The 14,373-nt window shown below is 63.7% G+C and carries 11 protein-coding genes; 9 read left to right on the forward strand and 2 right to left on the reverse strand.

What is annotated here, in order from left to right; all coding sequences use genetic code 11:
* Window positions 1-210: 210 nt before the first annotated feature.
* The 3 genes from aceE to lpdA all read left to right on the forward strand — a co-directional run bounded on the left by aceE (window position 211) and on the right by lpdA (window position 6,518).
* Window positions 211-2,907 (forward strand): pyruvate dehydrogenase (acetyl-transferring), homodimeric type, encoded by a 2,697-nt coding sequence (gene aceE, locus M3I54_RS26035; protein WP_254341231.1) that lies wholly within the window; start codon window positions 211-213, stop codon window positions 2,905-2,907.
* A gap of 78 nt (window positions 2,908-2,985) precedes the next feature.
* Window positions 2,986-4,656 carry a dihydrolipoyllysine-residue acetyltransferase gene (gene aceF / locus M3I54_RS26040; RefSeq protein WP_254341233.1) on the forward strand — a complete coding sequence of 557 codons (1,671 nt, stop codon included), beginning with the start codon at window positions 2,986-2,988 and terminating at the stop codon, window positions 4,654-4,656.
* A 95-nt stretch (window positions 4,657-4,751) separates the two neighbouring features.
* Window positions 4,752-6,518, forward strand: a complete 1,767-nt coding sequence (gene lpdA / locus M3I54_RS26045) for a dihydrolipoyl dehydrogenase (RefSeq protein WP_254341235.1) — start codon at window positions 4,752-4,754, stop codon at window positions 6,516-6,518.
* Between the two features lie 232 nt (window positions 6,519-6,750).
* Here lpdA and M3I54_RS26050 read toward each other — a convergent pair whose 3' ends face one another.
* A complete protein-coding gene (locus tag M3I54_RS26050; RefSeq protein ID WP_254341238.1) occupies window positions 6,751-7,323 on the reverse strand; it encodes a phasin family protein in 573 nt (190 codons plus the stop codon).
* Between the two features lie 725 nt (window positions 7,324-8,048).
* Between M3I54_RS26050 and pbpG the strand changes: the two genes are divergently transcribed.
* Complete coding sequence (gene pbpG, locus M3I54_RS26055; protein WP_254341240.1) at window positions 8,049-9,233, forward strand: D-alanyl-D-alanine endopeptidase; 1,185 nt, start codon at window positions 8,049-8,051, stop codon at window positions 9,231-9,233.
* Between the two features lie 163 nt (window positions 9,234-9,396).
* On the opposite strand, the gene M3I54_RS26060 is transcribed toward pbpG, so the two are convergent.
* Window positions 9,397-10,197 carry an IclR family transcriptional regulator gene (locus M3I54_RS26060; RefSeq protein ID WP_201697260.1) on the reverse strand — a complete coding sequence of 267 codons (801 nt, stop codon included), beginning with the start codon at window positions 10,195-10,197 and terminating at the stop codon, window positions 9,397-9,399.
* 190 nt (window positions 10,198-10,387) lie between these two features.
* Here M3I54_RS26060 and M3I54_RS26065 point away from each other — a divergent pair, with 190 nt between their 5' ends.
* The 5 genes from M3I54_RS26065 to iscR all read left to right on the forward strand — a co-directional run bounded on the left by M3I54_RS26065 (window position 10,388) and on the right by iscR (window position 14,318).
* Complete coding sequence (locus M3I54_RS26065; protein WP_254341242.1) at window positions 10,388-11,110, forward strand: (Fe-S)-binding protein; 723 nt, start codon at window positions 10,388-10,390, stop codon at window positions 11,108-11,110.
* 102 nt (window positions 11,111-11,212) lie between these two features.
* Complete coding sequence (locus tag M3I54_RS26070; protein WP_254341244.1) at window positions 11,213-12,649, forward strand: lactate utilization protein B; 1,437 nt, start codon at window positions 11,213-11,215, stop codon at window positions 12,647-12,649.
* A gap of 159 nt (window positions 12,650-12,808) precedes the next feature.
* The gene (locus M3I54_RS26075; RefSeq protein WP_254341246.1) at window positions 12,809-13,039 is read left to right on the forward strand and encodes a hypothetical protein; all 231 of its coding nucleotides are present in this window, start codon (window positions 12,809-12,811) and stop codon (window positions 13,037-13,039) included.
* Between the two features lie 108 nt (window positions 13,040-13,147).
* Window positions 13,148-13,630, forward strand: coding sequence for a low molecular weight protein-tyrosine-phosphatase (locus M3I54_RS26080; protein ID WP_254341248.1), 483 nt, complete (start codon window positions 13,148-13,150; stop codon window positions 13,628-13,630).
* A 154-nt stretch (window positions 13,631-13,784) separates the two neighbouring features.
* Window positions 13,785-14,318, forward strand: coding sequence for a Fe-S cluster assembly transcriptional regulator IscR (gene iscR, locus M3I54_RS26085; RefSeq protein ID WP_158757571.1), 534 nt, complete (start codon window positions 13,785-13,787; stop codon window positions 14,316-14,318).
* Window positions 14,319-14,373 lie beyond the last annotated feature (55 nt).

Genomic DNA, 14,373 nt, shown 5'->3' on the forward strand with positions numbered 1-14,373 from the left:
ATCGGCTCAAGGGCGCGAACGATTATGCGTGCGCTGCAACAATTTTTCGCATTATAAAATCGCATCTCGCAATTCGAAAATTTTGTTGCGCGATGGTCGGGGGGGTCTTTACAATCGCCCCGAAGCTGCTGCGGTTGGCCCGGTCACGTCTTAAGCGTCGCCGCCCGCATGATCCGATCAACAGCGTTCCCCTACATCCAGGAGACGAGCATGTCCGCTGTACCCGACGAAGTCCTCAAGTACGTTGCCGCCGACAAGGACGAGGATCCCCAGGAAACCGCCGAATGGCTCGAAGCGCTGGACGGCGTCATTTCGACTGTCGGTCCTGATCGCGCCCACTACCTGATCGAAAAGCAGATCGAATTCGCCCGCGTGCACGGCGAGCATCTGCCGTTCTCGGCGAACACGCCGTACATCAACACGATCCCTGTCGCCAACCAGGCCAGGAACCCGGGCGACCAGGACATCGAACACCGCATCCGCTCGTACACGCGCTGGAACGCCATGGCCATGGTGCTGCGCGCGGGCAAGCATACGAACGTCGGCGGCCACATTGCTTCGTTCGCGTCGGCGGCCACGCTCTACGACGTCGGCTACAACCACTTCTGGCATGCGCCCTCCGCCGAGCATGGCGGCGACCTCGTGTTCGTGCAGGGCCACTCGTCGCCGGGCGTCTACTCGCGCGCGTTCCTGCTCGGCCGCCTGACCGAAAAGCAGCTCGACAACTTCCGCCAGGAAGTGGGCGGCGAGGGCATCTCGTCGTACCCGCACCCGTGGCTCATGCCGGACTTCTGGCAGTTCCCGACCGTCTCGATGGGTCTCGGCCCGATCATGGCGATCTACCAGGCGCGCTTCATGAAGTACCTGCAGGCGCGCGGCATCGCCAAGACCGACGGCCGCAAGGTCTGGGCCTTCCTCGGCGACGGCGAAACGGACGAGCCGGAATCGCTCGGCGCGATCGGCATGGCCGGGCGCGAGCGTCTGGACAACCTCGTGTTCGTCATCAACTGCAACCTGCAGCGCCTCGACGGCCCGGTGCGCGGTAACGGCAAGATCATCCAGGAACTCGAGAGCGAGTTCCGCGGCGCCGGCTGGAACGTCGTCAAGGTCATCTGGGGCAGCCGCTGGGACGCGCTCTTCGCACGCGACAAGTCGGGCGCGCTGATGCGCCGCATGATGGAAGTGGTCGACGGCGAGTACCAGACGTACAAGTCGGAGTCGGGCGCGTTCGTGCGCGAGCACTTCTTCAATACGCCTGAACTGAAGGCGCTGGTCGCCGACTGGTCCGACGACGACATCTGGAACCTGAACCGCGGCGGCCATGACCCGCACAAGATCTACGCGGCATTCCACGAAGCTTCCAACTCGAAGGGCCAGCCGACCGTCATCCTCGCGAAGACGATCAAGGGCTATGGCATGGGCGAAGCCGGCCAGGCCATGAACATCACCCACCAGCAGAAGAAGATGCAGGTGGATCAACTCAAGAAGTTCCGCGACCAGTTCCGCCTGCCGATCACGGACGAGCAGATCGTCGACGTGCCGTATCTCACGTTCGAGGAAGGCTCAAAGGAACTCGAGTACATGCGCCAGAAGCGCATGGACCTCGGCGGTTACCTCCCGGCTCGCCGCCAGAAGGCCGAGTCGCTGCCGGTGCCGGCGCTCGAGGCATTCGAGCCGCTGCTCAAGGGCACGGGCGAAGGCCGCGAGATCTCCACGACGATGGCGTTCGTGCGGATCCTGAACATCCTGTTGAAGGACAAGGCGCTCGGCAAGCGCGTCGTGCCGATCGTGCCGGACGAGTCGCGTACCTTCGGTATGGAAGGCCTGTTCCGCCAGATCGGTATCTGGAATCAGCAAGGCCAGAAATACGTGCCGGAAGATTCCGACCAGCTGATGTTCTACAAGGAATCGGAAACCGGTCAGATCCTGCAGGAAGGCATCAACGAAGCCGGCGGCATGTCGGACTGGATCGCAGCTGCGACGTCGTACTCGACGCACGGCGAGATCATGATCCCGTTCTACATCTTCTACTCGATGTTCGGTTTCCAGCGTATCGGCGACCTGGCCTGGGCCGCAGGCGACATGCGTTCGCGCGGCTTCCTGCTGGGCGGCACGGCGGGCCGCACGACGCTCAACGGCGAAGGTCTGCAGCACGAAGACGGCCACTCGCTCCTGTGGGCGGCTTCGGTGCCGAACTGCGTGAGCTACGACCCGACGTTCGGCTATGAACTCGCGGTCATCATGCAGGACGGTCTGCGCCGCATGGTGCAGGACCAGGAAGACGTGTTCTATTACGTCACGGTGATGAACGAGAACTACGAGCACCCGGCGATTCCGCAGGGCGAGAGCGTGGCGGCCGACATCATCAAGGGCATGTACGCGTTCCGCAAGGGCGACGCGAACGCCAAGGCGCCGCGCGTTCAGCTCATGGGCGCGGGCACGATCTTCAACGAAGTGATCGCCGCCGCCGACCTGCTGAAGAACGACTGGGGCGTCGAAGCCGACCTCTGGAGCGTGCCGAGCTTCACCGAACTCGCGCGCGAAGGTCACGAAGTCGAGCGCTGGAACCTGATGCACCCAAGCGAGCCGCGCCGCGAATCGCACGTCGAGAAGCTGCTCAAGGACACGCAAGGTCCGGTCATCGCTTCGACCGACTACGTGCGTGCGCTCGTCGACCAGATCCGCGGTCTGGTGCCGCGCAAGTTCGTGGTGCTCGGCACCGACGGCTTCGGTCGTTCGGACACGCGTGAGAAGCTGCGTCACTTCTTCGAAGTCGATCGTTACTGGACCACGGTTGCGGCGCTCAATGCGCTCGCGGACGAAGGCAAGATCGAGCGCAAGGTGGTTGGCGAGGCGATCGCCAAGTACAACCTCGATCCGTCCAAACCCAACCCGATGACCGTCTAACCCATCACCCCTGTGCATGGCATGTGCGCCTCCCCGAAGCGGGGAGGCGTGTCGTATGCGGCCCCGGAGACACTAACAATGAGTCAAGCGATCGAAGTCAAGGTGCCGGACATCGGCGATTACAAGGACATTCCTGTGATCGAGGTGCTGGTGAAGGCGGGCGATACCGTCGAAAAAGAGCAGTCCCTCGTCACGCTCGAGTCGGACAAGGCGACCATGGATGTGCCGAGCCCGGCGTCGGGCACGGTCAAGGAAGTGAAGGTCAAGGTCGGCGACAACGTCTCGGAAGGCTCGCTCGTGCTGGTGCTGGACGGCGCCGGCGCAGCCGCTGCGCCCGCCGCTCCCGCGCCCGCCGCGAAGGCAGAGAAGGCCGCTCCTGCCGCTGCGCCCGCGCAACCGGCTGCGCCGGCCCCCGCTGCCGCGCCCGCCGCGAGCGGCGGCGTGCAGTCGGTCAAGGTCCCCGACATCGGCGACTACAAGGACGTACCGGTCATCGAGATCGGCGTGAAGGTCGGCGACCGCGTCGAGAAGGAGCAGTCGCTCGTCACGCTCGAGTCGGACAAGGCAACCATGGACGTGCCGAGCCCCGTGGCCGGCGTCGTCAAGGCAATCCTGGTCAAGGTCGGCGATAACGTGTCGGAAGGCACCGAGATCGTCGTCGTCGAAGCGGAAGGCGCCGCGGCTCCCGCCGCCGCACCGGCTGCGAAGCACGTCGAAGAGCCGTCGGACGCACCCCAGCATGAGCCGGCCAGGCCCGCGGCCGCCGCGCCGTCGGCACTCGCGCAGGCGCCGATCATTCCGGCAGGCGAAGGCGGCACGCGCCGTCCGAGCCACGCCTCGCCGTCCGTGCGCAAGTTCGCGCGCGAACTCGGCGTGGACGTTGGGCGCGTTGCAGGTACGGGTCCGAAGGGCCGCATCACCCAGGACGACGTCACCGCGTTCGTGAAGGGCGTGATGACGGGCGCGCTCGCAGCGCCGGCCGGCGCCGCAGCCGCACCGGCTGCGGGCGGCGCGGGCCTGAATCTGCTGCCCTGGCCGAAGGTCGATTTCACGAAGTTCGGCCCGATCGATACGCAGCCGCTTTCGCGCATCAAGAAGATTTCCGGCGCGAACCTGCACCGCAACTGGGTCATGATCCCGCACGTCACGAATAACGACGAAGCGGATATCACCGACCTCGAAGCGCTGCGCGTGCAGCTGAACAAGGAAAACGAGAAGGCGGGCGTGAAGTTCACGATGCTCGCGTTCGTCATCAAGGCCTGCGTCGCGGCGCTCAAGAAGTTCCCGGCGTTCAATGCGAGCCTCGACGGGGACAATCTCGTCTTCAAGCAGTACTACCACATCGGTTTTGCCGCCGACACGCCGAACGGCCTCGTCGTCCCGGTGATCCGCGACGCGGACAAGAAGGGTCTCGTCGACATCGCCAGGGAAATGGCCGAGCTCTCGAAGCTCGCGCGCGACGGCAAGCTCAAGCCGGACCAGATGCAAGGCGGCTGCTTCTCGATCTCGTCGCTCGGCGGCATCGGCGGCACGCATTTCACGCCGATCATCAACGCACCGGAAGTGGCGATCCTCGGCCTGTCGAAGAGCGCGATGAAGCCGGTGTGGGATGGCAAGCAGTTCGTGCCGCGCCTCACGCTGCCGCTGTCGCTCTCGTACGATCACCGCGTGATCGACGGTGCGGCTGCCGCGCGCTTCAACGCGTACCTCACTTCGATCCTCGGCGATTTCCGCCGCGTGATTCTGTAAAACCGATTTGACCGGCTTGCGCCGCCGCGCCGCACGTCCATGACGTGTGCGCAGCGGCAGACGCGGCCGGTCATCCTTTAGGGGTAGGGGACACCATGAGTCTCGTCGAAGTGAAAGTGCCGGATATCGGCGACTTCAAGGACATCGACGTCATCGAAGTCAACATCAAGGCGGGCGACGTCATCGAGAAGGAGCAGACGCTGCTCGCGCTCGAGTCGGACAAGGCCACGATGGAAGTGCCCAGCGACGTCGCGGGCACCGTCAAGGAAGTGAAGATCAAGGCTGGCGACAAGGCTTCGCAGGGCACGGTGATCGCACTGGTCGAAGCGTCGGAAGCTGTGGCCGCGCCGGCTCCGAAGGCTGAAGCACCCAAGGCGGAAGCGCCCAGGACAGCCGAAGCACCGAAGGCCGCAGCGCCTGCACCGCAAGCCGGCAGCTTCAGCGGCAGCGCCGATGTCGAATGCGACATGCTCGTGCTCGGCGCAGGCCCCGGCGGCTACTCGGCGGCGTTCCGCTCCGCCGACCTCGGCATGAAGACCGTGCTGGTCGAGCGTTATGCGACGCTTGGCGGCGTGTGCCTGAATGTGGGCTGCATTCCGTCGAAGGCCCTGCTGCACACGGCGCTCGTGATCGACGAAGCCGAAGCGCTCGGCTCGCACGGCATCACGTTCGGCAAGCCGCAGATCGATCTCGACCGCCTGCGCGACTTCAAGTCGGGTGTCGTCAAGAAGCTCACGGGCGGTCTCGCCGGCATGGCGAAGGCGCGCAAGGTCGAAGTCGTGACGGGCGTGGGCACGTTCCTCGATCCGAACCATATGGAAGTGGCCGGCGAGAACGGCAAGAAGATCGTCAAGTTCAAGCAGGCGATCATCGCTTCGGGTTCGCAGGCCGTGAAGCTGCCGTTCATGCCGGAAGATCCGCGCGTGGTCGATTCGACCGGCGCACTGGAACTGCGCCAGATTCCGCAGAAGATGCTCGTGATCGGCGGCGGCATCATCGGTCTGGAAATGGCCACCGTCTACGCGACGCTCGGCGCGCAGATCGACGTCGTGGAAATGCTCGACGGCCTGATGGCCGGCGCGGACCGCGATCTCGTGAAGGTCTGGGAGAAGTACAACGCGAAGCGCTTCGCGAACGTCATGCTCAAGACCAAAACCACGAAGGCCGAGGCGAAGGACGACGGCATCTACGTGTCGTTCGAGGGCGAGAAGGCGCCGGCCGAGTCGCAGCGCTACGACCTCGTGCTGGTCGCCGTGGGCCGCTCGCCCAACGGCAAGAATATCGGCGCGGACAAGGCTGGCGTGGGGGTGACGGATCGCGGCTTCATCGAAGTCGACAAGCAGATGCGTACCAATGTGCCGCACATCTTCGCGATTGGCGACGTGGTTGGCCAGCCGATGCTCGCGCACAAGGCCGTGCATGAAGGCCACGTGGCGGCCGAAGCGGCGCACGGCGAGAAGGCGTACTTCGACGCGCTGCAGATTCCTTCGGTGGCCTACACCGATCCGGAAGTGGCGTGGGCCGGCAAAACCGAAGACCAGTGCAAGGCCGAAGGCATCAGGTACGGCAAGGCGGTGTTCCCGTGGGCCGCTTCGGGCCGCGCGATCGCCAACGGCCGCGATGAAGGCTTTACGAAGCTGATCTTCGACGAAGAGACGCATCGCGTGATCGGCGGCGGTATCGTCGGCCTGAATGCGGGCGACCTCATCAGCGAAGTCTGCCTCGCGGTGGAAATGGGCGCGGATGCGACCGACATCGGCAAGACGATCCACCCGCACCCGACGCTGGGCGAGTCGATCGGCATGGCTGCCGAACTGTACGAAGGCGTCTGTACCGACCTGCCGCCGCAGAAGAAGAAGTAAATTCGTGCCGCGCCGCTCGTTGCGGCGCGCATGAAGAAACGGCGCACTCCGTGAGGGGTGCGCCGTTTGCTTTTGGGTTCTGCGGTAGGTGCTGCGAGAGGCGCCGGAGCGTAAAAAAAGATTCCCGGTTGGTGACCGGGCAAGTGACATGCCGGGCGGCATGCCAGAGCGTTCAGGTCCGGCGCCCGGTGCGCCGCTGCTTCAGCGCACGCACCGGTTCAATCTACAACGTTTAGACAGGCTTCTTGACCGAAGCGGCAGCCGAGCGCGACGCCTGGGCGGCAGCCTTGCTCGCAGCAGCGGTGGCGGCGTTGAAGTTGCTTTCCGCCATTTCCACGGCTTGCTTCGTAGCCTTGTGGACCGTTTCGTAGGTCGTGTTCGCGGCGTTGATGGCCGACTTGATCACGGCGACTGCGGTTTCCGAGCCAGCCGGCGCATTCTTCGCGACGTTGTCGACGAGCGATTGAACCTTGCGGTTCTGCTCTTCGTAATGAGCTTCGGCAACCTTCGCGAACTCAGCCTGGGTGGCCGAGGTGATTTCATACACATGGCGGCCATACGACAGCAGCTTTTCGGTCAGCGGCTGCGCATAGCTCGTTTGCAGGGCCAGAAATTCCTGCGCGTCCTTCACCGACAGTGCGCGCTGGGCGTGTTCCTGCGATTCCGCCAGATTCGAGCGGACGGCCTGAAGGTTCAATTCGACGAGCTTTTCCACGCCTTCGAATGCCTTGTTCGTGAGGCCAAACAGGGTTTCAAAGTTGGCTTTCTGGGCAGCGGCGAATTGCTCAGGGGTCAGCAGACTCATGTTTACGCTCCTGGATGTCGGCGGCCTTCGTGGGTCGCCTGAAGTAAGTGGCACGGCGCTGGTGCTCTGTCGCTCGCTTTGTGCGTCGCAACATTGACTCGATTTTAGGACGCCCTAGAAGAAAGTCAAGGCTTTTTGGTGCGTCGCACAATGTCGATAATTTATTATTAAACAATCACTTATGTCCCACGCATGGCGCAACCGCGACGACCGCGACAACCGCGCCAATGCCCTGTTGTGCGGGGCTCGCGGCGAGTTGAAAGGGGCGGCGACCCGGGCGGGGCAAGCGCGCAAACGCGGCTTCTGGCAAGATGCGGCATAGATCGCATGAACGCGTCTATGGGATTTAACCTGGGCGCGTCCACCGAATTCCTACATGGAACGTTAGTGATCTATTGCGGTCGAACGCGCGTCGCGCGGCACGGCGGCACTGGTGGTCAGACAAATCTCACCCGTATTTTCCTCAGTTCAAGTTTCCTGCGACGAACGCCGTTAACGCAGCAAGCGCATTTTGCGTGTGCCGCAAACGTTGTCAGCAAGCGGCGTCGCGGCGAGAGGAGCGGCTTGGCAATTGTCTGACTCCATCGAATGCGGGAAGTGCATTGGCCAGCTCAATCGGAGGTCATACTTCGGTTTAATGAGCGCCGATAAGTGCTTCAATTTGCGAATTTTTCGTGGTTTTACTACACTTGGCGAACGATCCCGCCGCTCCATCAAGAACACCAATGAAATCCGACAAGCTCCTGTCGTTCTCACTGATGCCGTCGTCGGTTATCAGCACCGCGTTGTCGGTTGCTGTTTCCGTCGCGATCAGTGCGACGCTCCTGGCGCCTGAGGGCGCCTTTGCTGCGTCGCAAGACGCTGCGCCGGCCAAAACGGCCAAGGCGAAAAAAGCCACCAGGAAGGTTGCGCAGGCCGAGCCGGAAACGGCAAAGGCCACCAAGAAGGCGGGCGTAGCCCGTACCGTCGCCGCAAAGGACGACGATGCGCGTCCGGTGGCCAAAAAACGCCGCGTCAGTTATACGATGAACGGCCGCCATCATTCGGCGATGCGCCGTGTCGCGTTCGAACCGCGCCAGCCGACCGTTGGTCAGGCGTTCGGTCTGCACGAGACGCCCGACTCGCTGATGCTGCGCTCGGGCGTCGCCTACGTGGTCGACCAGAACACGCTCGAGCCACTGTTCGACAAGAACTCGCACGCCGTGGTGCCGATCGCCTCGATCTCGAAGCTCATGACCGCGATGGTCGTGCTCGACTCGAAGGAGTCGCTCGCGGAGCAAATCGAAGTCACGGACGAAGACCGCGACTACGAGAAGAACACGGGCTCGCGTCTTTCGGTGGGCTCGGTGCTCTCGCGCGAGGACATGCTGCACATCGCGCTGATGGCGTCGGAAAACCGCGCGGCGGCGGCGCTCTCGCGCTATTACCCGGGCGGCCGGCCGGCGTTCATCGCGGCGATGAACGCGAAGGCGAAGCAACTCGGCATGACCGATACGCACTTCGAGAATTCCACGGGGCTCACGAGCCACAACGTCTCGACCGCGCGTGACCTCGTGAAGATGGTGAACGCGGCGTACCAGTACCCGATGATTCGCCAGTTCTCGACCGACCGCAGCTACGACGTGTTCACGGGCAAGCGCAATCTCGCCTACAACAGCACGAATGCGCTGGTCCGCAATGCGTCATGGGACATCGGCCTGCAAAAGACGGGCTTCATCAACGAAGCGGGTGAGTGCCTCGTCATGCAGACGACGATTCACAATCGTCCGGTGATCATGGTATTGCTCGATTCGAGCGGCAAGTACTCGCGCTTCGCGGATGCAACGCGCGTGCGCACGTGGCTCGACAATGGCGGCGCCGACCAGCAGCCGCGCATTACGAGCGCCGATGCAGGCGGCGCGGGTACCTGATCTCCGCCTTTTCGGATTTACCCGGCAAACGCCCCGCAACTGCGGGGCGTTTTGTTTTCAGGCGCGTGCCGTTCGTGCTGTGACGATCGGTGTGACGCAGGCGGCGAGCAAAAAAAAGCGGAGGGCACGCCTCCGCTCTTCCTGATTCTGCTTCGCCCTGACTTCAGGCGGGCTGCACGTTGCCTTCAGCGGGCTCCGAGTGATAGCCCAGCGACTCCGAAATCGTGAGCGCCGTCTTGCTCAACTGGCCGAGCCAAGAATCCTGCAGGCGGTCCGCGGGCGCCGAGAGCGAAAGGCCCGCCACCAGCTTGCCGGTGTCGTCGTAGATGCCGGCGGCGATGCAGCGTACGCCCAGTTCGAGCTCTTCGTTGTCACGTGCGCAGAATTGCTGGCGTACGTGAGCGAGTTCGCGCTCGAGGCGTCCGAGGTCGGTAATGCTGTTGCGCGTGTGGCCTGAAAGGCCGGTGCGCGTGGCGTAGGCGCGCACGCGGTTCGCTTCGTCGGCGGCGAGAAAGAGCTTGCCGACCGAAGTAAGGTGCAGCGGAGCCCGGCCGCCAATGGCGCGCACCACCTGCATGCCCGAGCGCTCCGAATAGGCGCGTTCGATATAGACGATTTCGTCGCCCTGGCGCACGGAGAGGTTGACGGTCTGGCCCGTGAGACGATGCAGTTCGCGCATTGGCGTGAGTGCCGCGTCACGCACCGAAAGCCGCGCTTTCACGAGGTTGCCGAGTTCGAGCAACCGCATGCCAAGCCGGTAGGTGCCGGGATCGGAGCGGTCGACGAGACGGCAACTCACCATATCGTTCAGGATGCGGTGCGCGGTCGAAGGATGCAGTTCGGTGCGCAGCGCAAGCTCCTTCAGGCTGACAGGGTCGCTGTGCGCGGCCAGCGCATCCAGCAGGCGCATCATGCGCTCGATAACCTGAATCGAGGTCTTCGGATCTGGATGGGTGTCGCTCATGAGTTCAGATTCGGTTGACACTTGAGGCGAAAAATCCATTGTATCTCGTATTGTGAAAAAAGTAAGCGCCAGGACGGAGACTCGCGCTGCGCTGCGGCATCGCGCGCAACCGGTGAGGGTGAAGCAGACCGGCGTTGGTCACGGCGGCGAAACAGCGGATAATCGGGGACGGTTTTAACGAGGAGTCCCCATGCGAGTCGGTTTGTTCGTCACGTGCCTCATCGACACGATGCGTCCGGAAATTGGCTTTTCGACGCTCAAATTGCTCGAAGAGGCGGGCTATGAAGTCGTCGTGCCGCCTGCGCAAACCTGCTGCGGCCAGCCGGCCTACAACTCCGGCGAGCGCGCCATCGCACGTGATCTCGCGGAAAAGACGCTGCGCGAATTCGAGCAGTTCGACTATCTCGTCGTCCCTTCGGGTTCTTGCGGTGGCATGATCCGCGTGCACTATGGCGATCTGTTTCGCGACGATCCGGAATTGATGGCGCGCTACGGCAAGTTGCGCGAGCGCGTCTACGAACTCACGGATTTCCTCGTGAACGTCGCCAAGGTCACGCTGCCGCAAGGGGAGTTCAGCGGGCCGGTGACTTATCACGACTCGTGTTCGGGCCTACGTGAGCTTGGGGTCAAGGCGCAGCCGCGCGCGTTGCTCGCCCAGCTCGGCGTCGAAGTGCGCGAGATGAAGGACTGCGAGCATTGCTGCGGCTTCGGCGGCACCTTTGCGGTGAAGTACGGGGACATCTCGACGGCCATTGCGGATGAAAAATGCGCGAATGTCCAGGCGAGCGGCACGGGCGCGGTGGTGCTCGGCGACCTCGGCTGCATGTTGAATATCGAAGGGCGTTTGCGCCGCACCGGCGACACCACCACGCGCGTGCTGCACATTGCGCAAGTGCTGGCCGGCGACGTGTGATGCGCCGCCGGCTGCCGTCGCACGGCTCGCGCGGAACGTGCGAATAGCGCTAGACCTCGACCCCAGACCTCGCCGAACACCGCTCAACATCGCCCTCACGCCATGCAAGTCCAATCGATGCAGTTCAAGGCGCGCGCCGGTCAGAAGCTGGCCGATCAGCGTCTGCAGCACAACCTCAAGAAGCTTTCGACCAAGTTCGTCTCGGCGCGCGCCGAGGCGATCACCGCGATCGATTTCTCCGCCACGCGCGCGGCGCTCAAGGCGCGCCGCAACCGCGCGCTCGAAAATCTCGACGTCTGGCTCGAGCAGTTCGAGACCGAGGCGACGCGGCGTGGTGTGACCGTGCTCTACGCGGAAACGGCGCAAGACGCGGCGAAGCTGGTCGCGGACATCGCGCGGCGCCACGACGTGCACAAGGTCATCAAGACCAAGTCGATGGTCTCGGAGGAGATGCGGCTCAATACGGTGCTCGCGGAAATGGGCGTGCAGTCCATCGAGACCGATCTGGGCGAGTACATCCTGCAGATCAACGACAACGAGCCGCCGAGCCACATCATTGCGCCCGTCGTCCACAAAGACAAAGACGAGATCGCCGATCTCTTCGCGCGGACGCACCACAAGCCGCGGTTGACCGAAATCCCCGACATGACCCGCGAGGCGCGCGAAGTCCTGCGCCCGCACTTTCTGTCGGCGGACATGGGCGTGACGGGCGGCAACTTCCTCGTCGCGGAAACGGGCTCGGTCGTGCTGGTGACCAACGAGGGGAACGAGGGCATGTGCACCGTGATGCCGCGCGTGCATGTGGCGGTGACGGGCATCGAGAAGGTGCTGCCTACGCTCGAAGACCTCGCCACCGCCATGCGTCTGTTGCCGCGTTCGGCAACGGGGCAGGCCACGTCGAACTACTTCTCGGTTCTCACGGGCCCGCGCGGACCCGAGGACCAGGACGGCCCCGAGCACATGTACGTCGTGCTCGTGGACGGCGGCCGCACTGGCCTGATCGGCGGCGAATTCCAGGAGATGCTGCGCTGCATCCGTTGCGGGGCGTGCATGAACCACTGCCCGGTCTATCAGAAGGTGGGCGGTCACGCGTACGGCTGGGTCTACCCGGGGCCAATGGGCTCCGTGCTCACGCCAAGCTACGTCGGTATCGAAAAGACGCTCGATCTTCCGCAGGCCGCTACGCTCTGCGGCGAGTGCAATAGCGTCTGCCCGGTGGGCATTCCGCTTTCGGACTTGCTGCGCAAACTGCGCGAGAAGCAGACGGAGCGGCATCTGCGCCCGTTGCGCGAGCGCGCGGCGCTCGCAGCGTGGGGCTGGCTCGCGCTTCACCCAACGGCCTACGCGCTGCTCACCAAACTCGGCGTGCGGATACTCGAGCGCATGGGCGGGCAGACCCGGCTCATTCGCAGGCTGCCATTCGCGCGCGGCTGGACCAACGGGCGCGATATGCCCGCGCCAGTCGGTCGCACGTTTCGCGAGTTGTACGCGGCGCGGCACACGCATCTGGACACGACAAAGCGCTCTGAACCGGCCTGACGTGCGCGCATCCGTCAAGTCCAGGTCGCCGACTATTTAAGCTGGCGCAACAGTGTATTCGTCCGGACCGGGTTTTTCCTGATTGCGACTCTCTATATCATCTCGACTGGCGATAGTGCGTCCGCACCTGTCGCTTCACAGTCGATAGAGAGTCACATCATGAGAAAGAAAATAACGGTGTACTGGCCGCTGGCGTTGATCCTGCCGCTCGCGGTGATCGCATGGGTCCATGCATGGAAGACCGCCGAGCAGCAAATGCCGCTCGCCGCCGATCAGGTCACGGCAGAACTCGCGCGCGCCGTGTCGTATGGCCTCGTGGGCAGCGAAGGCAAGACGCCGGTGAAGGCGATGAACGGCATCGCGACGCTGCCGCGGTCGAACGCGATCTGATGATCGCGCTGGCGCCAACGCGCCGCGCAGCACGCGCCTCGTGCGCTTTGTATAATTTGAGATTCGCCGCCGCGCGCTGAACGCGTTCCGCTACTCCAGCCCCCACGAATGAAAAAGGTTTCCGTCTGCTTCGTTTGTCTTGGCAATATCTGCCGCTCGCCCACGGCCGAGGCCGTGATGCTGCGCCTCGTGGATGAAGCGGGGCTGGCGGGGCGCGTCGAGGTCGATTCGGCGGGGACGGGTGACTGGCACATCGGCGAGGCGCCCGACGAGCGCGCTCAGCGCGCGGGCGGTCTGCGCGGCTACGCGCTCGCGCCGTTGCGCGCCCGGCAGATCGCCGCCGAAGATTTTCGCCGTTTCGACCTGATCGTGGCGATGGACTACGCCAATGTCACCGCGCTTCACGGCGTCTGCCCGGCGAGCGAGCGCGACAAGATCCGCCTGCTGATGGAATTCGCGCCGCTGGCCGAAGCGCGGGTAGTGGTCGACCCCTATTTCGGCGGCGATGCGGGCTTCGAAATGGTGCTCGATCAATGCGAGGCCGCCTGTGCGGGTCTGCTCGCCGCATTGCGTCCGCAACTGGCGGATTGAAATGAGCGGCGCGACTCTGCCGGATGCAGAAATCGCGTCATTTTTGCGATTCGCTGCGCGCCTAATAACCCAATTGGCGACGTTGATACTTGACTAAACTAGTCATGTATTTATACTTGACGAAAATTGTCGAGAATTGCGGTTCCCATACATCATGAGACTCACCACCAAAGGCCGTTTCGCCGTCACGGCGATGATTGACCTGGCACTGCGCCAGGAGCAGGGCCCGGTGACGCTTGCGGGTATCAGCCAGCGGCAACACATCTCGCTGTCGTACCTCGAACAGCTGTTCGGCAAGCTGCGCCGTCATGAAATCGTCGAGTCGGTCCGTGGGCCGGGCGGCGGGTACAACCTCGCGCGCCGCGCGGAGGACGTCACGGTCGCGGACATCATTATTGCCGTGGACGAGCCGCTCGACGCCACCCAGTGCGGCGGCAAAGGCGCCTGCGAGGGCACCAAGCAGCACGACGGTCACTGCATGACGCACGAACTCTGGTCGACGCTGAACCAGAAAATGGTCGAGTACCTCGATTCCGTATCGCTCAAGGATCTGGTGGACAAGCAGCGCGCCCGCGAAGGCGCCGCGCCCGCCGTCCTGCGCGACCGCCGCGCCGAGGCGCCGGCGGTGGAGCCGGTCAGGGCGGTGCCGCTGGGTCCGAACTCGATCTTCAACATGGCGGGTTCGTAAGTCCTTCGAGCGCCGACAGAACGCCGCAGTTTGCAAAACAGACAGTACAGCGCAG

Source organism: Paraburkholderia sp. CNPSo 3274 (assembly GCF_024206475.1).
In the GTDB taxonomy this organism is placed as follows: domain Bacteria; phylum Pseudomonadota; class Gammaproteobacteria; order Burkholderiales; family Burkholderiaceae; genus Paraburkholderia.